Origin of the sequence: Actinomyces sp. 2119 (assembly GCF_003591215.1) — a bacterium.
Classification (GTDB): Bacteria; Actinomycetota; Actinomycetes; order Actinomycetales; family Actinomycetaceae; genus Actinomyces; species Actinomyces lilanjuaniae.
Window position 1 is genome coordinate 117,832 of record NZ_QYRR01000003.1, and the last position, 19,992, is coordinate 137,823.

Sequence of the window (19,992 nt, forward strand, 5' to 3'; positions counted from 1 at the left end):
CTCAGGACTCCTCAGCAGGTGCTGCGCCCTCGGCAGGCTGGTCGGCCGCCGAGTCGTCCCCGGCCGCCTCCTGCTGCGCCTTGGCCTGGGCCGCGTCAGCCTTGCGCTTCTCCGCGTCGTCAGCCGCGGCCTTGACGGCGGCAGCCCTGGCTGTGGCGGCAGCGTCAGCGTCCTTGACCTTGAGACGGCCCTCCGCCCCGGGCAGACCCTTGAACTTCTGGTAGTCACCGGTGATCTTGAGCAGCTTGAAGACAGCGTCTGTCGGCTGGGCGCCCACGCCGAGCCAGTACTGCACACGCTCGGAGTCGATACGAATCAGCGAGGGCTCCTGCGTCGGGTCGTAGAGACCGACCTCCTCAATGACGCGGCCGTCGCGCTTCTTGCGGGCGTCGAGGACGACGACCCGGTAGAAGGGAGCGAACTTCTTGCCCATGCGCTTGAGGCGAATCTTGACTGCCACTTGGTTGAACTCCTGGTCCTGGATGAGGTGGTCCGTGCCGGCTCCCGGTGGGGGCTGGCAACAGGCTCCGGTACGGGCCGATGACGCGGCTGGAGGCGGGAGAGGGCCGACCTGAAGCCGAGTACAGCCGGAAATTCTGCCAGAGCGGCGCCGACAGACGCCACCGTGCGGGACCACGAGCCACTCTCTCCTCGTGCGAGATCGCCCACACACTCGTGGCTGCGGCACGACACCGTCGTGGTGCCACGCGTGCCGCACGGCAGGCATGACACCTGTCATGCCCAGGCGGTGACAGGGCTCAGCACCGGCAGGTCGGCCACGAGCACATGCTGGCACCATGAGCATCTCGCAGCCTGGCACGCACAGCCCGGCCCCGACCGTCCCGCGACCTGCCCGGACCCCTGCCGTCGAGGCCACGGGCCTGCGCAAGAGCTTTGGGCGACTGACCGCCGTCAGCGGCCTGGACCTCACGGTCACCCCCGGTGAGGTCGTTGCCTTCCTGGGACCCAACGGGGCAGGAAAGTCCACCACCTTGGACATGATCCTGGGGCTGTCGAGTCCCGACGAGGGGAGGGCTCGCGTCCTGGGCAGGTCACCGGCTGCGGCGGTGCGTGACGGCGCCGTCGGGGCCGTCCTCCAGGACGGGGGTCTTCTCGGCGACCTCACCGTGGCCGAGACCCTGCGGGCGGTGGCCTCCATGGGCAGCGGGCGGGTGGACCTGGACGACCTTGCGGCCCTCACCGGGTTGTCTGAGGTGCTGCGCAGGCGGGTCAGCCGCTGCTCGGGCGGCGAGCGTCAGCGGCTGCGCCTGGCCCTGGCCCTCATGCCCGACCCGGAGGTGCTCGTCATGGACGAGCCGACGGCCGGGATGGACGTCGCGGCACGTATCACCTTCTGGGAGACCATGCGCTCCCAGACCAGGCGGGGGCGCACCGTCCTCTTTGCCACCCACTACCTGGAGGAGGCCTCCTCCTTCGCCGACCGCGTGGTCATCATCGCCCAGGGCAGGGTGGTGGCCGACGGAAGCGTCGACGACGTACGTGGCTTGGGCACAGGGGCCACCGTCACCGCCTCCTGGCCCGGCGCCAGCGAGCACGTCCTGAGCACCGCCCTGGCCTGGTGCCCCGTGTCCTCCACGGTTCTGCGCACCGTGGTACGCGGTACGCACGTGGAGATCCGCACCACTGACCCCGACGGCCTCGCCCGCTGGCTCCTGACGGACACTCCGGCCCGGAACCTGGGCGTCACCGCCACCAGCCTCGACGAGGTCTTCACCTCACTGACCTCCTCAGGCACAAGCCCGGCGCCCTCAGCAGCAAAGGACAGCTGATGCCCTCCCCCACCTCCAGCACCACCTCCAGCACTACCTCCAACACCACTGCGCGGGCCGCTCCCGCTGGGGCAGGCACGGCCGCCCCCCGGATAGGCAGGGTACGTCCCCTGCTCACCTACATACTGCTGGAGACACTGCGTACCCTGCGCCACCCGGCCAACCTGTTCTTCGTCATCGCCTTTCCCCTGGTCATGTTCCTTGTCTTCAGCGGTATCGTGTCCGGCCAGGCCACCAGCGGCGCGGACGGGGACTACATCTCAGCCACGATCATGCTGGCCATGGCGGGCTTCAGCTCCTGTCTGAGCGCCGCCAGCACCGCCTCCGCGGCCGCCGTCGAGCTCAACGAGGGCTGGGGACGGCAGATGGCTCTCACCCCCCGAGGCCTAGTGGGCTACGCCCAGGTCAAGGTTCTCGCGACGGCGGCATCGGCAGCCGTCCCGGTGGGCGTGGTGATGGCAGCCGGTGCCCTGACCACCGCGCAGGCGCCGGCCCGGGTCTGGGTGCTGGGGCCGCTCCTGTGCCTGGTCAGTGCGCTCCCCTTCGTCCTGTGGGGCCTGGCCGTCGGGCTCTGGCTGCCGCCCCAGGCCTCAGTGGGGATCGCCACCTCGTTGGTCAGCCTCTTCGGCTTTCTCGGCAACACGTTCATGCCGCTCAGTGAGACGCTGCTGAGCATCGGGCGCCTCACCCCGATGTACGGACCCACGGCACTTGCCCGCTGGCCCCTGACCCACGGGTGGGTCTATGCCACCGACGCCCCGTCCTTCCAGGACCCCCTGTGGATCCCGGTCGTTAACCTGGTGGGGTGGACACTGATCTTCGCCGCGCTGGTGGCCCTGGCCCGGCACCGGATGACGGTGCGCCGGTGACAGGGTCCACTACAGGTCACGGCAACGAGGGGCGTGACACTGCCATCAACACCGCATCAGAGTGGCTGAGCACCGCAGAGGCGACCGAACGGCCTGTGCCGCGGCCTCCCGTGCCAGCCTTGCCACAGCCCTTACGGCACCGATGGGTCAGTAGCCTCCGTAAGGTCAACTGGATGGCGGTGGTCTGGGTCGGCTTCCTGGCCCTTCCCCTCATCCTGCTGCACACCGGGCACGTCGAGCCCTGGCGGCGCGTGGCGGGCTCAGCCGGGATCATCGGCTTCACCCTCACCTACACCTGGGCCACCTTCCTCATGGTCGACACCAGGAGTGCCGATCAGCCCGGCTTGGCCAGCCCCGGCTGGTCGGCCCTGCGGGGTCCTGCCCTGTCCCGGCTGGTGCTCCTGATGGTGTTCACGGGCCTGACCACGGCGGCCACGGGATGGCTAGCCGCCTACCTCTTCCCCTTCTTCTGCGCCTTCCTGCTGTATATCTCGCCACTGGTGCCAATGCTGCCCGGGATATGTCTGGTAATGGTGGCCATAGGTGTCCTTGACGCTGCCATTCTGACCTGGGCACCCTCTCCCTACGCCCGCTGGATGGCCCTCGGCTGCTGCGCGGGGGGAGTCATCATCATCCTGTCACGCCTGTCCATGGAGTCCTCAAGGCGCCAGGCGCAGGCCGATCGCCACCTGGCTGCCGCCACGGAGCGCGAGGAGATCAGTCGTGACGTCCATGACATCCTCGGCCACTCCCTGACCCTTCTGACCCTCAAGGCGGAGGTCGCCCACCGCCTGCTGGCCCACGACCCGCAGGCGGCCGAGCGCGAGCTGGCCCAGGTCATTGAGCTCTCACGCGCGGCACTGGCCGACGTGCGCACGACTGTGTCGCGCCTGCGCACGCCCGACCTAGCCAGCCAGCTGGCGTCATCCCGGTCCGCTTTTGCCGCGGCAGATCTTACCGTCGCGGTGTCAGGCAGTGCCTCGTCAGTGCCCCTGCCCCAGCGCGAGCTGGTGGCCTGGACCCTGCGTGAGGCCACGACCAACATCCTGCGCCACGCACGGGCAACACGTGTGAGCATCCAGCTGGCACCAGGACTGGTCCGGGTAACCGACGACGGCCAGGGCCTAGGAGGGGCACCCATGGGCAACGGCCTGCTGGGACTGCACCGGCGCGTCGAAGCCGCCGGTGGCCGTCTGGTGCTGACCAGCCCGGCCCCAGCCAGCGTCGCCACCCCGGACCGCGGGACAGCCGTGGCCGCGGGCGGGCGCCCAGGCACCTGCCTGGAGGTGCGACTATGAGCGTCGTCGTAGGCTCCGTGCCCTCCCCCACCCCGCCCTGCGCCCATACCATCCGCCTTCTTGTCGCCGACGACCAGGCGCTGGTGCGCGGCGCCCTGGCCACACTGCTGGGCCTGGAGAAGGACATCGCCGTGGTGGCCCAGGTGGGCACGGGCAGGGAGGTCGTCGGTGCCGTCCGGGACCAGCGTGCCAATGTCGCCCTCATTGACATCGACATGCCGGACATGGACGGCCTGGCAGCCACCGCGGCACTGACCGCCTCGGGACTGGCCTGCCGCAGCCTCATCGTCACCACCTTCGGACGACCGGGCTACCTCTCCCGCGCGCTGGAGGCCGGGGCCAGCGGCTTCCTGGTCAAGGACACTCCTCCCGGGGATCTGGCTGAGGCGGTGCGCCGGGTCCACGCGGGCCTGCGGGTCATTGACCCGGCCCTGGCCCAGGAGTCGGTACTGCTGGGTCCCAACCCGCTGACTGACAGGGAGCGGGCGGTGCTGCGTCTGGCCGCGAGGGGCGCCGACGCCCGGGAGATAGCCGTGGCGCTCCACCTTGGCCAAGGCACCGTGCGCAACTACCTCTCCAGCGCCATCGCCAAGACGCACGCCCGCAACCGCACCGAGGCAGCCCGCGCCGCCGAGACCAACGGCTGGCTGTGACACGGGTGGCTGTGGGCGGCCGAATGAGCCGAGACCGTCAAACCTCCACCTACAAACCTCCACCAACAGCACCGCTGCAACCGGTCTCCTCAGGCGCCGCAGAGGTTCCTACACCTAGGAGTATCCAGGATCACCGTGTGCCCGCCGTCATGCCCTATCCGCACTGCCGTCCCTGCCACCCAAAGCCACCAGCAGGTCGTGTTCGAACGCCGCGAAGGACGGGCTGCGGCCCCGCGCGGCCTCCAGACTCATCACTCCTGTGAAGCGGACCTGGTGGAGCGTCTCCTTGTAGGACTCGGTCATGATCTGCTCAAGGCGTCCCTTCGCGTCACGAGGACGCTCCGGGTCGCCGTCGAAGCTGGCGTCGTCACGAACGGCGGTATGAGAACGAAGCGACTCGGCGGCAGCCAGGAACCACGCCTCGTACTCCCGCACCGCCACAGCGACAACCGTCTGAATCCCGCCCAAGGCCTCTAAGGTCAGGCGCCGAACTTTCTGCGGATCGTCGTCATCGGCGTCGCACAAGACGACGACGACACCACCCTGACCGGCTCTCAGCCGCTGCATGCGCACCGCTTTCGCCACCTTGCTGCCCGTCATCTCGGCTCGAGGCAGCCGGTGTGGCTGGGTGGTCCTCACACCGTAATGACCATGCTCCTCGGCGATACGGCGGATGAGCACAGGGAGGGCACTGACCTCACCATGCCCCTCAACCACGGCTCCCACACAGGGAGTCATGAGGCGACCACCTCACGCACCTCGGGATGGAGCTGGTCAGCACGCAGAAGCTCACCGGCAGTGAACAGCGACTCCTTGAGAGCCATACGAGAGGCCTCGTCGGGTCGGCTGACCTCGGTGGTACCCTCGACCGACCTGACCGCAAGGAGCTCGTCAGGGCGGATCGACGCGGAGTCAAGAAGGTCCGGGCTGTGAGTAGTGAGCAGGACCTGCCGCCGCTCAGAGGCGTCACGGATCGCGTCAAGAAGCACCCCGGCTGCGGCAGGGTGCAGCGCTGTCTCGGGCTCCTCCACCCCCACGGCGGACAGGGTGGTGCCGGTTCCGGCGAAGAGGGCCACCAGCACACCCAGTGCGCGCAGCGTCCCGTCGCTCACCGACGTCGCCTGGAAGGACCATGGGGCCGACGCACCCTGTACCCTCTGCTGGAACTCCAGGGTCTCCCAGCGCGCGACCGCGAGGCGTCGCACCGACTCGACACCCGGGACGATCGAGTGCAGGTAGTCCTCGATCCTGCGCTTGACCTCCGGTCTTGCACGATCAAGGCGCTCAATGACGGAGGCGATGTTCGAGCCGTCACGTCGCAGCAGATCACCTGGATCAGGTGCGACAGGTCGCCGCATGGCCTCAGGGGACGGGCTGAACACCTCCATGGCGGACAGCCCGTCGTACACAGGCCGGAAGACCTCAATGCCCGACAGGGAGACCAGAGCCAGCCTGTCGGCAGACAGGCGCGGGAGGCGGTCCTCCGAGGTCGAGACCACCTCTCCACCCCGGATCTCATAGTAGTGCCTCCCACCGCCGGGCTCCGTCGAGGTGATGGTGCAGGACTCCTTTGCCACACGGAACCCGCCACCGGATACCGCCCCGACCTGAAGTTCGTAGGTCCCCTCCGCACCACCTGCGGACTCCAGGAAGTCGATCGTGACCGTGAAGCTGGTGGGGCGGCCGGTCGAGCGTCTCCGGACCTCCTTGACTCCGCCACGGTCCCTGAGAGCGTTGTCAAGGGTCTCGCCGAGGGCCTGCCGGACGAGCCTCAGCGAGTCCAGCACGTTCGACTTGCCAGACCCGTTGGGGCCCACCAGCATGGTGACTTGTCCCAGCTCAAGGTTGCACGAGCGGATACTGCGGTAGTTCCTTAACCTCAGGCGACTCAGCCTGAACCTGGAGAACGTGGAGCCGGTCATGTGCCCAGGTTATATGACTCCCGCCTCCACTCAGCCCAGCCCCATGTGGCGGCGCAGGTCCTCCGGGAGCGCGGCGAGCGCCTGAGCCGGGTCAGCAGGCTCGCTGGCCGCCTCCTGCGTGCCAGATTCAGGCATGATCCCGTAGGAGCCCGCCGCGCCTCCACCCAGGCCGAAGGCAGAACCTGCTGAGTCCGCGGCCGGGGCGGCCTGAGCCGCCTGGGACCTGCTGGCCGCTACCTCCCTGGCCTGGCGGGCCGCCTTGGCCGGGTTGCCGGAGCGCCCCTTCTTCCCGCCCTTGCCCTTCTTACGGGAACGGGGGGCCTGGCGGCCCTTGGAGTGCTTGCCGCTGGAGGGCATGGCGCCCGCTCCCGGCAGGCCACCAGCACCGAGCGCCCCTGCCCCGCCGCCACTGGCGGCCATGGACTCCATCATCCTCTTGGCGGCCTCGAACCGGTCCACCAGCTCGTTGACGGCCTGGACGGTGGTACCTGAGCCCTTGGCGATACGTGAGCGGCGTGAGCCGTTGAGGATCGACAGGTCCCTGCGCTCCGCGGGGGTCATGGAGCACACGATCGCCTCGATGCGGTCCACCTCCCGCTCGTCAAAGCTCTCCAGGGCCTCGCGCATCTGGCCCATGCCGGGCATCATGCCCAGCAGCTTCTTCATCGATCCCATCCTGCGGATCTGGCGCAGCTGGGAGAGGAAGTCCTCCAGGGTGAAGGTCCCCGAGGCCAGCTTGGCGGCGGCGTCCTCGGCCTCCTTCTGGTCAAGGGTGCGCTCCGCCTGCTCGATGAGGGTCAGGAGGTCCCCCATGTCCAGGATGCGTGAGGCCATCCGGTCGGCGTGGAAGCGCTCGAAGTCCCCCAGCCCCTCACCGGTGGAGGAGAAGAGCACAGGAGCCCCAGTCACCCCCCGCACCGACAGGGCGGCACCGCCGCGGGCGTCGCCGTCGAGCTTGGACAGGACCACGCCGGTGAAGCCCACGCCGTCACGGAAGGCGACCGAGGTGTTGACCGCGTCCTGGCCCACCATGGCGTCCAGGACGAAGAGGATCTCGTGAGGGTCCACGGCGTCACGGATGCGGACCGCCTGGTCCATCATCTCCGCGTCCACGCCCAGGCGCCCAGCGGTGTCCACCACCACGACGTCGTAGCCCTGCTCACGCGCCCGCTGCACCCCGGAGCGGGCCACGGCCACCGGGTCACCCACCCCGTTGCCCGGCTCAGGTGCCCACACGTGGACGCCCGCCCGCTGGGCCACGACGCTCAGCTGGGTGACGGCGTTGGGACGCTGCAGGTCGGAGGCCACCAGGAGCACCCGTTTGCCCTGGTCGCGCAGCCAGCGCCCCAGTTTCCCGGCCAGGGTGGTCTTACCTGCGCCCTGAAGGCCCGCCAGCATGATGATCGTGGGACCGGTGGGTGCCCAGTGGATCTCCCGGCTCTGGCCACCCAGGACCTCGACCAGCTCCTCGTTGACGATCTTGACGACCTGCTGGGCAGGGTTGAGCGCCTGGGACCGAGCCGCGTCCGTCGCCTTCTGGCGCACAGCTGCCGTGAAGGATCGCACCACCGGCAGAGCGACGTCAGCCTCCAGCAGGGCACGTCGGATCTCTGAGACGGTCTCATTGACGTCCGCCTCGGACAGACGACCCTTGCCTCGCAGCGAGCTGAAGGAGGCAGTGAGCCGGTCGGAGAGATTGCCGAACACGTGGGGTCCTTCCTGGCGCACCGGGCGCCGGGGTCGTTGCTTGTCGGTCGCACACCCGCCGAGGTAAGACAAGGTAGGCACAGGCACAGGTACGTCACCCAGGGCGCGGAGCCGACCGGGACTGGCTGCGCACCAGGATAGCGGGCAGACCACGAACCCGCCGCAGCCTAGGCAACAGAAACGTCGTAGGACACCATGGTGCCACGTTGTCCTACGACGTTTCTGTTGTCCGGGCAGCCGGAAAGCCCGGCCTCAGGCCAGCAGGGCGTCGACGAACCCCTCCGGGTCGAAGGGGGCCAGGTCGTCAGCCCCCTCCCCCAGGCCCACCAGCTTGACAGGCACGCCCAGCTCCTTCTGCACGGTGACCACGATCCCGCCCTTGGCGGTACCGTCGAGCTTGGTCAGCACGATACCGGTAATACCCACGGCCTCGGAGAAGACCTGGGCCTGGCGCATCCCGTTCTGCCCAGTCGTGGCGTCCAGGACCAGGAGAACCTCGCCTACCGGGGCCGCCCGGTCCATGACCCGCTTGATCTTGCCCAGCTCGTCCATGAGGCCAGCCTTGTTCTGCAGACGTCCCGCCGTGTCCACCACGACGACGTCGCTGCCCTGCTCGGCCGCGCGCCGCACGGCGTCAAAGGCGACCGAGGCCGGATCGGCACCCTCACGCTGGGAGCGCACCACCTCGACCCCCACGCGCTCGCCCCAGGTCGCCAGCTGCTCGGCAGCGGCAGCCCGGAAGGTGTCGGCCGCGCCCATGACGACGGTCTTGTCCTGGGCGACCAGGACGCGGGCGAGCTTGCCACAGGTGGTGGTCTTGCCGGTGCCGTTGACACCGACCATGAGGATGGCTGCGGCCGGAGAGCCTGAGGAGGTGTCAAAGCCCTCAGCCGGGGTCGGACGGTCCAGACTGAGGGACCGGTCCAGGGTGGGGTCCACCAGGGTGAGCAGCTGGTCCCGAAGGACTGCCCGGACGGCCTGCGGGTCAGTGGTGTCAAGGACCCTGGCCTGAGTGCGCAGCTCCTCCATGAGGGCGGTCGTGACGTCGAGGCCCAGGTCGGCCGTCAGGAGCGTGTCCTCAATCTCCTCCCAGTCCTCCTCACTGAGGTCGCCGCGGGACAGGACAGCCAGGACGGCCCGCCCGAAACCTCCAGAGCCGGCCAGGCGCGCCCGCAGGCGCTGCATGCGGCCGGGGATGGACTCCGGGGCCTCCACCGTAGCGACCCCGCCCGGTCCGCCCGGCGCCTCCACAGGGGGTGCCACCCCAGCCTGGCCCGACGACGTGCCCGACGGCTCCTGCCCCCGCTCAGTGGGGGCGGTATCCCTGTCGGGAGGCGAGGGCGTGCCCCGGTCCTGGGACAGCCGCCCCCTTCGCCGGCGAGTGTAGAGCCACAGGCCGCCAAGAAGCAGGAAGACGGCGAGGACGGCAAGTACGACATAGATAGGGTCCATAGTCACATCATGCCTGATCAACCAGCACCGGCTTCAGCCTGCCTGCGTCTGCTAGGCCTGACGTCGTAGGCGGGGACAGCACGACCGGGCATGGCACGCCTGAACGCCCGCTAGGGAAGACGGGAACAGCCTCCCAGGCGGGCGCTCAGGAAGGTGTGACAAGACAAGGGTGCCGACGGACGGACCAGGCCGTCCACCTGAGGATGCGCGGGCGCGTGGCCCGCAGCAGCCGCGGCGCTAGTCGCGTGCTGCTCAGCCGTTGATAGGACCGCTGTGCTGGACCTGGGTCTTGGCCGCACGAGTCTGGCGACGCCTGGCCTCCAGCTCCTGCGCCCTGCTCCCGGCGCTCTCCCTGGCCCTTTCCGCAGAGTCCATGGCCTTCTCCACGACGTCCACGAGCCCCTGAAAGGAGTCGGTCCCGGTATAGACGGCAGGGCCCTCACGGGTCATCAGCTCAGAGAGGTGGGCCTCCTGCGCGACGACCTCCACGCCAGGCTCCTCCTCACGAGCATCCTGCACAAGTCCGCGTACCCGCTGCGGCCAGGAGCGCACAGGGTAGCGGTCAGCGATCACCACGCCCAGGACGAGCAGCGCGGCAACCAGGACGACGGCCAGTGGAACAATCATGACACCCATGGACCTGATTCTGCACCGGCGGGACGAAAAACCCAAGCCCTATCGTGGCGATGTCATCAATCATACAGTGGATCCTGATCAATCTCTGATATCGATGTTGAGGGAATCCGGCAGTCCTCGCCGCCCTGACGGGCATTGTCGCCCGGGGTCCGTCAAGCCGCCCATCCATACGCCGTGACAAAGAGGGCTGACCGGAGACCTGGCCAAGGGCGAGCGCCGTCGAGGCTCCTCAGCCGCCGCCGTCGTGGGGACCACGGCGGTCACCTCCCAGGTCGCCGCTGCGCCCGCCTACCTCCCCGTGCTCCTTGCTACGGCTCCCGCCGCGCTCACCACCTTTGGCCAGGCGCTGGGAGACGGCCTTGGTGATCCCCTCGCGCATGGTGATTCCGTACAGGGCGTCGGCCACCTCCATAGTGCGCTTCTGGTGGGTGATAATGATCAGCTGGCTGGAGGCCCGCAGCTCGGTGATGATCTCCAGAAGCCTGCCCAGGTTGGTGTCGTCCAGGGCGGCCTCCACCTCGTCCAGGACGTAGAACGGTGAGGGTCGTGCCCTGAAGATCGCGATCAGCAGCGCTACCGCCGCCAGGGAGCGCTCGCCACCGGACAGCAGGGACAGGCGCCTGACCTTCTTGCCCGCAGGCCGGGCCTCGATCTCGACACCCGTGGCGAGCATGTCGTCGGGATCAGTGAGCACCAGCCGCCCCTCCCCGCCGGGAAACAGCCGGTCAAAGACCGTGGCGAACTCCCGGGCGGTGTCCCTGAAGGCGCTGGTGAACACCTCCCGGACACGGGCGTCGATCTCCTCCACGATGCTGAGCAGGTCGTCCCGGGAGCGCTTGAGGTCCGCCAGCTGCTCCGCGATGAACTGGTGGCGCTGCTCCAGGGCGGCGTGCTCCTCCAGCGCCAGGGGGTTGACCTTGCCCAGCCGTGCCAGGTCCCGGGATGCCTGGGCCAGACGTCTCTCCTGCTCGGCGCGCACGTAGGGTCTGCCCGCCCCGTCCGACCGCTCCTGGCCGACCAGGTGTGCACGCCGCCTGTCGTCGAGGTCCTCACCGTCCTCAGCGCCGTCAGGACCCGCGTCAGCACCGGGGTCTGCCGTGTCGGACAGGTCGGGCACCAGCACGTGGGGACCGTAGCCCTCCACCAGCGTCTCGAGCTCGAGGCCAAGGTCCTTCATGGCCTTGTCCGCCAGCGCCTCCAGGCGCGTGCGCCGTTCAGCACGGGCGACCTCCTCACGGTGGGTGGCGTCGCTGAGCCGGGTCCGCTCCCGGACCAGGGAGTCGATCTCCTCACGCACCGCGTCGGCAGCGCTGCGGGCCTGCTCCCGCTCGGCCTCGACAGCGGCACGACGTGCGGAGGCCTCCTCGGTACCGACCTGGGCCACCCGGGCAGCCTCCCGCGCCCGGTCCCGCACCACGGTCGCCACCTCCAGGCGAGCGGCCCGGGCCTTTGCCGCCCGGCGGGCTTCCTCCCGCTGCTCACGCTCGCGCCGGGCGGCGGCACGCAGGGAGTCGGCCCGTCCCCGCACGGAGCGGTCACGCTCCTCGGCCGTGCGCAGAGCCAGCCTGGCCTCCGTCTCGTCCTGGCGGGCCTGGCGGGCCTGTGCCCGGGCCTGGTCGCAGCGGGTCCGGGCCTGCTCAAGGACGTCGTGAGCGCCCTGCCCCAGCTCAGCCTCCTCTCCGGTATGTCGCCCCCCTTGCCTGTCTGCCCCGGTGGCCCGGCTGTCCTGGGCCTCCTCGAACTCAGCCAGTGCTGTCGTGGCCGCGGCCAGCTCGGCAGCGTGTCGAGCCGCCTCCTCCTCCGCGCGCTCCAGGAGTCGCTGAGCACGCTGGGTCTCCTGTGTCGCGGCCTGGACCGCCGAGGTCAGGCGAGCAACGGCCTGCGCCTGCCGCGCCGCCTCGGCGTCGGCGCGGCGCAGGGTGTCCAGGGCCTCGGAGACTGCACGGCGGGCGACCTCCTCCTGATGACGGGCGTCCTCAAGAGCAGTGTCAGCCCGGGACTCCTCCTCCTGGGCGGCCTGGGCCGCGTCCCTGGCCTCCTCGTAGGCCGCAGCCAGCTCTAGGACGGAGGAGGAGGCGCGCCCCGGTCCGGCCACCCATCCGGGTGCCAGGACCTCACCCGCCCGGGTCGCGACGACAGTGTCCGGCCGCGCCTGGCGCAGGCGGCGGGCAGCCCCCAGGTCCTCCACCACCCAGGCCTCGCCCAGGAGCCTGTCCATCACGCCATGGAGCCCTGGCAGCCTTACTGTCACCAGGCTCGAGGCCCGGACCGCCCCCGCCGCAGGCGCCGCCTCACGGCTGTCGGCGTCCAGGGCGTCAGGGCCACCAGGAGCCCCCGGCCCTGGGTCGGGAGGACCGCCGTCGCGGGCACCAGCGTCTGGGGCGCTGCCTCCTGGCGACGGCGCGTCGTCAGGCCCTGCCGACCCGACCTGGGGAGCCCGGGCCACGACCAGCCGTACCGGTCCTGCGTCCCGGTCCCGGGCGTGCTCCAGGGCTCGCAGCGCAGCGTCGGCGTCGGCAGCGAGCCCAGCCTCAGCCAGCCCGCGCAGCAGGCCGGTCACGGCGTTCTCCCAGCCGCGGCGCACGCTCATGTACTGCCTCAGGGCTCCCAGCACACCGCCAGGCTGGTCCTCCAGCAGGGCCGCGGTACCGTCCTGGCTACGCAGGGACAGGGCCAGGGTGTCTCGCCGCGAGACCCAGGTAGCGTGCTTCGACGCCGCCTCACGACGGGCGTCAGCGGCGGCCAGGACCGCGTCACGGGCCTGAGACAGCACCTGGGTGGCCCGCTCGTGCGCGGCAGCCGCCTGGGCGGAGCCCGTCTCCTCCGCCTCGGCTGCACCGTCCTCGGCTGACCGGCCAGCCTGCCCGGGGTGGCCGCCCGCCTCAGCCAGGCCGTCAAGCCCTGCCCGCGCCTGGTCCTGCCTCTCCTGGGCCTCGGACAGGGCGGTTCGAGCCTGCTCCACCGCAGCCAGGGAGGCCTCGTACCTGCTGCGGGCTGAGGCCACCCGACCCCCGGCACGAGCCACTCGCTCCCGGCGCTCAGCCTGCTCGTGCTGCAGGGCGGCCAGCGTCCTGTCCGCCTCCTCCTGCGCCTTCTCCGCCTCGGTCCGCTCCTGGACGGCCTCGTCCAGGACGCAGCGGGCGGCCTCGACGGACTCGGCCAGCGCCTCCTCCTGCCTCGCCGCGGCCTGGGCACGGCGGTCGAGCTCGTCGGGGTCGGTCCCGCGCACCGGTGCCGGGACCGAGGCCAGCAGCCGTACCCGCTCGGCAGCGACCTCAGCCAGCGCCGTGAGCGACTGCCCCACCCGGGTGAGCTCCTCCCACAGGTCCGTGGCCTGAGACAGCCTCTCCACGGAGGTGACCTCCAGCCGGGCGAGCTCCTCCAGGCGGGAGCGGGCCGTCGTCTCCGCCTCGTCCACCTCGCGGCTGCGCCGCGCCAGGGCGGCGGAATCCTCCTCCCCCGAGCCCAGGAGCGCCTGGACCTGGACGACGTCATCAGCCAGGAGCCGTGCCGTGGCGTCACGGACCTCCGCCTGGATGACCTGTGCCCTGCGGGCGACAGCAGCCTGCCTCGCCAGGGGCGCGAGCTGGCGGCGCAGCTCCTGGGCCAGGTCGGAGACACGGGCCATGTCGGCCTGCATGGCCTCCAGCTTGCGCAGGGCACGCTCCTTGCGCCGTCGGTGCTTGAGGACCCCGGCAGCCTCCTCGATGAATCCACGACGGTCCTCAGGCGTGGCGGTCAGGACGGCGTCGAGCTGGCCCTGCCCCACCACGGAGTGCATCTGGCGGCCCAGACCGGTGTCGGAGAGCAGCTCGGTAACGTCGAGCAGCCGGCAGGAAGTGCCGTTGATCCGGTACTCCGAGCCCCCTCCGCGAAACAGGGTACGGCTGATCGTCACCTCGGTGTAGTCGATGGGCAGGGCGCCGTCGGTGTTGTCGATGGTCAGCGACACCTCGGCCCGGCCCAGGGCCGGGCGCGAGCCGGCGCCGGCAAAGATGACGTCGGCCATGGAGCCCCCGCGCAGGTTCTTGGCCCCCTGCTCTCCCATGACCCAGGTCAGGGCGTCGACGACATTGGACTTTCCCGAGCCGTTGGGGCCGACGACCGCGGTGATACCAGGCTCCAGACGCAGGGTCGTCGACGAGGCAAAGGACTTGAAACCCTTGATCGTCAACGTCTTCAGGTGCACGGCCCCACGATAGCGGCCAGCAGCCACGGTACCGCTCCACGCCGCGGCCAAGTCGGCCCGGCAGCACGAGCCTGAACGAGCCTGACGGTGCGGCAGGCCCGGTGTCCCGCCCCGTCCCCCGATACGCTAGGATATGCCGCCGTTACCGCTCCCGCCAGCGGCTGCCTCACCTGCCCTGAGCGAGCCCTGCCCCTGCCCTGAGGAGACCCGTGCTCTCAGTGTCCCGCCTGTCCAAGCGATTCGGACGGCTCCAGGCCCTCGACGACCTCTCCCTGCACCTGGCCCAAGGGGAGATCGTCGGGTTTGTCGGCGCCAACGGCGCGGGCAAGTCCACCACCATGCGCATCATTATGGGCGTGCTCACCGCCGACTCGGGAACCCTGACCTGGAAGGGGGCTCCCGTGGACGCGGCCGTGCGCCGCTGCATCGGCTACATGCCCGAGGAGCGCGGCCTCTACCCCCGGATGAGGGTCACCCACCAGCTGTCCTACCTGGCTCGCCTCCACGGGCTGGGTGCCGCACAGGCGAGGACGGCAGTGCACCACTGGACCGACCGCCTGGGGCTGGCTGAGCGCCGGGGCGAGGAGGTCCAGAGGCTCTCCCTGGGTAACCAGCAGCGTGTCCAGCTGGCTGCCGCCCTGGTCTCCGACCCGCAGCTGCTCATCCTGGACGAGCCCTTCTCCGGGCTGGACCCGGTGGCGGTCACCGTCATGAGCGAGGTGCTGCGCCAGCGCGCCCAGGAGGGCGTACCCACGCTCTTCTCCTCCCACCAGCTCGACGTCGTCGAGCGCCTGTGCGACCGTGTCGTCGTCATCCGCTCGGGCCGGGTCCTCGCCGAGGGGACCGTGCCCCAGCTCCAGGTCGGCTCCGGGCGACGCTGGCGGGTCGTGGTCACGCCGGACCGCCCCGACAGCGAGGAGGCCCAGACGGCGCTCGACCAGGCGCTGGCGGGCCTGCCCGAGGTCTGCGTCAGCGCTGCAGACGGCGCCGTCGGCACAGGCAGCGCAGACAGCACGGCTGCTGCCGCCACGGGCTCTCCCGCGGTTCCCACTACTCAGCCCTACACACTGGCTGAGGCGAGTGGCCGCCTCGTCATCACCGCAGGCGGTGCGGACGAGCAGCCGCTGCTGGCCGCCGCCCAGCGGATTGGCACCGTGCACGAGCTGGGGGCGGTGCGACGATCCCTGACTGAGGTCTTCCAGGACTCCCTGACAGCCGACGACGGCACCGATGACGACACGGACGACCCCGTGCACAACAGGACCCCACGTGCCAAGGAGGCGCGCGCATGAGCAGCCCGGCTGGCCCCACACGCCCCACGCCTCGGGGGTCCCAGGGCTCTCAGGAGTCCCCGCACCTGAGCCGGTGGGAGGAGATCCGGCTGGTAGCCGCTCGTGAGCTGCGTACCCAGGCAGTGAACCGGGCGACCATCATCTCCACCCTGGTCATGCTGGTCCTTGTCGTGGGCGGCATCCTGGCCTACGCCCACCTCAGCGGGGGCGAGACCCAGCCCTACCGGGTCGCGGTCGCCGGCCCCCAGGAGCTCACCGGCCTGGACCAGGTAGTGGACTCCGCAGGGCAGCCAGTCAGCATCGTCAACCTCCAGGGCGCTGAGCCGACCACTGCCCTGGACTCCGACGCCCCGCAGGACGTGCGGGTCGACATGGTGGTCGATACCACCGGGACCTCACCACGTCTGCTCGTGGCCGAGGAGGCCGACGAGGCCGTCTCGGCGGCGCTGACGTCCCTGCTCCAGCAGCAGGCCCTGGCCAGCCAGGTCACCTCGCTAGGGGGCGACCCCTCCTCCCTGGGCCAGGTCCTGGAGCAGGCCTCCCCAGAGGTGGTCGCCCTGGACCCCCCGCAGAGCGACGCGGAGGACTTCTTCACCAGGTACACCGTCCTCCTGGCCATGGACGTCCTGCTGTTCCTCGTCATCATGGGAGGCGGCCAGGTCATCGCCATGAGCGTGGTGGAGGAGAAGTCCAGCCGTATCGTGGAGATCCTCCTGGCCTGCGTGCGCCCCTCCTCCCTGCTGGCAGGCAAGGTCCTGGGCACTGGGACGTGGCTGCTGCTGTCCAGCGCGCTCCTGGGGGGCGCGGCGGTGCTCACTGCCAACGCCACCGGGATCATGCCGGAGGCCGACCTCGACCTGGACACCACCTTCCTGGCCATGCTCGGGTGGATGCTGGTCGGTTACGCCACCGTCTCCGTGCTCTTCGGCGCGGCGGCCTCCCTCGTGAGCCGGCAGGAGGACGCGGGAACCGTGACGGCACCGCTGGCCATGCTCCTCGCAGTGCCCTACGGTGTGTCCATCCTCATGGCGATCGGCGACCCCCAGATGGTGGTGTACCGGGTGCTGTCCTACCTGCCGGTCCTGTCCCCCTTCCTCATGCCCGCACGGCTGGTCCTGGGCGTGTCCAGCACGGTGGAGCAGAGTGTCGCCCTGGCCCTGTCCCTGGTAGCCCTGCCGCTGCTCGTCGCACTCTCAGGCAGGGTCTACACCCGTGCGGTGACGCGGACAGGCGCACGTGTCCCCCTCAGGGAGGTCCTGAGTCGGAGGTCCTGAGGCGGGGCAGGGTGGTCAGGGCCAGCAGGACGGCGGTCGCCACCACCACCGCCGTGACGGTGGTGGGCAGGCCAACCCCCTCGGCAGCGAAGCCGATGAGTACGGGACCACCCAGGTGGGCCGCGTAGCCCACCACGCTCAGGCGGGCAGTGACTCCGGCGACCCCGGCGACCCCAGCGGCGTTGTGCGCTGCCACCCGGCCCGCCTGCGCTAGCGCCAGCGGGAACAGGGGGCCGACGCACGCTCCGGTGACCACCACGCCGACCACGGTGGCAGGCACCGAGCCCGTGGCGAGACCGGTCGGGACCGCCAGGGCGAGGAGCACCGCAGCGGCACGCAGCAGTGTGGCCTCCTCCACCCGTCGCAGGAGGGCGTCGCTGAGTGACCGGGAGACGAACATCGCCACGCTGAACATTGACAGCACGGAGGCCGCCAGCGTGGGCTGTGCACCTAGGTCGCGGCGCAGCAGGAGGGCTGACCAGTCGGTGAGGAGCCCCTCCAGCAGGAAGCCTCCTACGGCGATGACACCGACGCCCAGGGTCAGCCCGGGGACGGCCAGCTGCCCCCGCCTGGGCGGGCCGGGCTTCGCGTCCCCTGAGCCGACCGAGCCCGCCCGCTCCTCCGAGGACGAGCGCGTCGGCGCCGTGCGGGGTGCCCGGGTGAGGAGAACCACTGAGGCGCTGGCGGCGGCCAGGAGCAGGGTGGCGCTCACGGCCACGAAGTGGCGGCCGACGCTGAGGCCCAGGTAGGTCGCTACGGCAGCGGCGGCCGTAGCCGCCAGGACACCCAGGCTGTAGGCGCCGTGGAGGCGCCCCAGGACCCGCGTGCGCCACAGCACCTGCAGGCGCACCGCCAGGGTGTTCATCGCGATGTCGAGGCAGCCGCTGGCCGCGCCCAGGAGCATGAGCACCGCCATGAGGCCGGGCAGGCCCGTGACCACGTCGATGAGCGGGAGGGCAGCGGGGAACACCAGCGCGGCCACCGCGCACACGGCCACGTCGCTGACACGCCCCACCAGGCGCGCGGTGACGAGCATGGCTGGCACGGCGCCCAGGGCCACGCCCAGCAGCGCGACACCGAGGTCGGCGTCGGACAGCCCTAGGCGCTGCCTGACGTCGGGGATACGCGGGGCCCAGCTGGCAAGCACGGCCCCATTGACAAGGAATACCAGCCACAGGCTGGACACGACGACACGACGTGACGCTGGCATCAGCACCTCCGACCGCCCTGCAGCTTCAGGAACGTCGCCGCTCCCGGACGGAACAGCAGTGACTGGCGACTACCTTCTGTCTACCTTGTCCACACCCTCACCAGCACCTGGCCAGCAGGCCTGGTCACGTCAGCTCAGGGAACCAGATGGCGATCTCGCGGGCGGCCGACTCGGCGCTGTCCGAGCCGTGCACCAGGTTCTGGATGGCTGAGGTCCCCCAGTCACGTCCCAGGTCCCCCCGGATGGTGCCGGGAGCGGCCGTCGTGGGGTCGGTAGCACCCATGAGGGAGCGCACCCCCTCCACCACGCGCTGCCCCGCCACGACTGCGGCCACGACCGGGCCGGAGGTCATGTAGTCCACCACCCCGGGGTAGAAGGGCTTGGTCACGTGCTCGGCGTAGTGTGCGGCCAGCGTGGCCGCGTCGGGGGTCAGGACCCGCAGGGCCACCAGCTCGTAGCCCTTGGCCTCAATGCGCCGCAGGATCTCACCGGTGAGACGGCGCTGAACAGCGTCAGGCTTGATGAGGACAAGGACGCGCTCCCCGGTGGAGCGGGCCTGCGGCCGGTCCTGGGGCTGGGTCTGCGAGTGGGGTGTGGTGGGCAAGGGTAGGCCTTCCTGTGCAGCGTGGTCCTCACGCGGCGCGCGGACAGGACCGTGGACGGGATCGGTGCGATTCTCACAGGAGGTCGCCGTCGGGGCAAGCCCGCCCTGCGAGCCAGGCTGCAGGAACGTAGCGCAGTACACGCACCGGACAGACCACACGCGCTGAGCTGCCCGTCGGCTTGCTAGATTGAGGCCCTCAGCCGAGGCCCTCGGCACGGCTGGTCCGCAGGCCCGTAGCCAGGGCCGCAGCACCCACGTGCCGCAGCCAGGCACAGGAAGGAACACACTCGCCGTGGCCCAGGCCAAGTACGACCAGATCGTCCAGGTCCTGCGCTCCCAGATCGAGGAGGGCCGCTACGCCTTCCGCGACCGGCTCCCCTCGGAGCACACCCTGGCGGCCGAGTTCGGCTGCTCACGCAACACCGTGCGCAAGGCCCTGGCCCTGCTGGCCTCACGCGGCTACGTACAGGCCGTACAGGGCAGTGGCAGCCAGGTGATCTACCAGCGCAGGCCGACCTCCACCTTCCTGCTGGGCGGTATCGAGTCCCTGCCGGAGGCAGCTGCGCGCAACGAGGTGGACCTGCGCACGGTCATGCTCAGCCTGGAGCCCACCACTGTGGACCAGCCCTTGTCCGAGCGCTCCGGGCTGAAGGCGGGCACCCCGGTCCTGCGGGTCCACCGTCTGCGCCTGCTGGACGGCCGCCCGCTCATCCTGGACACCTCCTGGCTGCTGACCTCGGTGGTACCGGTGCTAACCCGTGAGGTCGTGGAGACCTCGATCTACTCCTACCTGGAGGACGTCCTGGGCGTGCGGGTCGTCAGCGCCTCACGCACGGTCACTGTGGAGAGGGCCACGCAGGAGGACCGCGCCCGCCTGGACCTGGAGGACATGGGGTGCGTAGCCGTGGTCTCCAGCGCCACCTTTGACTCCTCCGGGCTCATGTTCGAGTACTCCTGCTCACGCCACGCCCCGGCAGGCTTCGAGTTCCACGGCAGCGCGCTGCGCCTGCCCTGAGACGAATGGTCCGGGGACCGGGACGGCCCAGGGCAGGCGCAGGCGCGTACGGTGACGCGGTGACAAGGAGGCGGCGCGCTA

Annotated in this window: 16 protein-coding genes; 7 read left to right on the forward strand and 9 right to left on the reverse strand. The window is 70.4% G+C overall.

Annotation, left to right across the window (positions count from 1 at the left end):
- Position 1: 1 nt before the first annotated feature.
- Positions 2-460: a 30S ribosomal protein S16 gene (rpsP, locus tag D4740_RS04320; protein WP_119835720.1), complete on the reverse strand. Its 459-nt coding sequence runs from the start codon at positions 458-460 to the stop codon at positions 2-4.
- A gap of 337 nt (positions 461-797) precedes the next feature.
- Here rpsP and D4740_RS04325 point away from each other — a divergent pair, with 337 nt between their 5' ends.
- From D4740_RS04325 to D4740_RS04340, 4 genes are all read left to right on the forward strand, one after another.
- Positions 798-1,790: an ABC transporter ATP-binding protein gene (locus tag D4740_RS04325; RefSeq protein ID WP_119835721.1), complete on the forward strand. Its 993-nt coding sequence runs from the start codon at positions 798-800 to the stop codon at positions 1,788-1,790.
- Positions 1,790-2,659, forward strand: coding sequence for a hypothetical protein (locus D4740_RS04330; RefSeq protein ID WP_119835722.1), 870 nt, complete (start codon positions 1,790-1,792; stop codon positions 2,657-2,659). Before D4740_RS04325 ends, D4740_RS04330 begins: the two co-directional genes overlap by 1 nt.
- A gap of 173 nt (positions 2,660-2,832) precedes the next feature.
- A complete protein-coding gene (locus D4740_RS04335; protein ID WP_119835723.1) occupies positions 2,833-3,957 on the forward strand; it encodes a sensor histidine kinase in 1,125 nt (374 codons plus the stop codon).
- Complete coding sequence (locus tag D4740_RS04340; RefSeq protein WP_119835724.1) at positions 3,954-4,610, forward strand: response regulator; 657 nt, start codon at positions 3,954-3,956, stop codon at positions 4,608-4,610. The genes D4740_RS04335 and D4740_RS04340 overlap by 4 nt, the downstream gene beginning before the upstream one ends.
- Before the next feature lie 147 nt (positions 4,611-4,757).
- Here D4740_RS04340 and D4740_RS04345 read toward each other — a convergent pair whose 3' ends face one another.
- From D4740_RS04345 to D4740_RS04370, 6 genes are all read right to left on the reverse strand, one after another.
- Positions 4,758-5,348 (reverse strand): DUF4276 family protein, encoded by a 591-nt coding sequence (locus D4740_RS04345; RefSeq protein WP_119835725.1) that lies wholly within the window; start codon positions 5,346-5,348, stop codon positions 4,758-4,760.
- Positions 5,345-6,532, reverse strand: a complete 1,188-nt coding sequence (locus tag D4740_RS04350; protein ID WP_119835726.1) for an AAA family ATPase — start codon at positions 6,530-6,532, stop codon at positions 5,345-5,347. The genes D4740_RS04345 and D4740_RS04350 overlap by 4 nt, the downstream gene beginning before the upstream one ends.
- Before the next feature lie 30 nt (positions 6,533-6,562).
- Positions 6,563-8,239 (reverse strand): signal recognition particle protein, encoded by a 1,677-nt coding sequence (ffh, locus tag D4740_RS04355; protein WP_119835727.1) that lies wholly within the window; start codon positions 8,237-8,239, stop codon positions 6,563-6,565.
- Positions 8,240-8,491: 252 nt separating this feature from the next.
- On the reverse strand, positions 8,492-9,691 hold the full coding sequence (ftsY, locus tag D4740_RS04360; RefSeq protein WP_119835728.1) for a signal recognition particle-docking protein FtsY: 1,200 nt from the start codon (positions 9,689-9,691) through the stop codon (positions 8,492-8,494).
- Between the two features lie 252 nt (positions 9,692-9,943).
- Positions 9,944-10,327 carry a hypothetical protein gene (locus D4740_RS04365; RefSeq protein WP_243106947.1) on the reverse strand — a complete coding sequence of 128 codons (384 nt, stop codon included), beginning with the start codon at positions 10,325-10,327 and terminating at the stop codon, positions 9,944-9,946.
- Positions 10,328-10,556: 229 nt separating this feature from the next.
- Positions 10,557-14,516, reverse strand: a complete 3,960-nt coding sequence (locus D4740_RS04370) for an AAA family ATPase (protein WP_119835924.1) — start codon at positions 14,514-14,516, stop codon at positions 10,557-10,559.
- A gap of 209 nt (positions 14,517-14,725) precedes the next feature.
- On the opposite strand from D4740_RS04370, the gene D4740_RS04375 reads away from it, so the two are divergent.
- A complete protein-coding gene (locus tag D4740_RS04375; RefSeq protein WP_119835729.1) occupies positions 14,726-15,808 on the forward strand; it encodes an ABC transporter ATP-binding protein in 1,083 nt (360 codons plus the stop codon).
- On the forward strand, positions 15,805-17,082 hold the full coding sequence (locus tag D4740_RS04380; RefSeq protein ID WP_119835730.1) for an ABC transporter permease: 1,278 nt from the start codon (positions 15,805-15,807) through the stop codon (positions 17,080-17,082). Before D4740_RS04375 ends, D4740_RS04380 begins: the two co-directional genes overlap by 4 nt.
- Here D4740_RS04380 and D4740_RS04385 read toward each other — a convergent pair.
- Complete coding sequence (locus D4740_RS04385) at positions 17,054-18,292, reverse strand: MFS transporter (RefSeq protein WP_119835731.1); 1,239 nt, start codon at positions 18,290-18,292, stop codon at positions 17,054-17,056. The genes D4740_RS04380 and D4740_RS04385 overlap by 29 nt on opposite strands.
- Before the next feature lie 124 nt (positions 18,293-18,416).
- Positions 18,417-18,896: a nucleoside-diphosphate kinase gene (gene ndk, locus D4740_RS04390; protein WP_119835732.1), complete on the reverse strand. Its 480-nt coding sequence runs from the start codon at positions 18,894-18,896 to the stop codon at positions 18,417-18,419.
- A gap of 292 nt (positions 18,897-19,188) precedes the next feature.
- Here ndk and D4740_RS04395 point away from each other — a divergent pair, with 292 nt between their 5' ends.
- Positions 19,189-19,911: a UTRA domain-containing protein gene (locus D4740_RS04395; RefSeq protein WP_119835733.1), complete on the forward strand. Its 723-nt coding sequence runs from the start codon at positions 19,189-19,191 to the stop codon at positions 19,909-19,911.
- Positions 19,912-19,992: the final 81 nt, after the last annotated feature.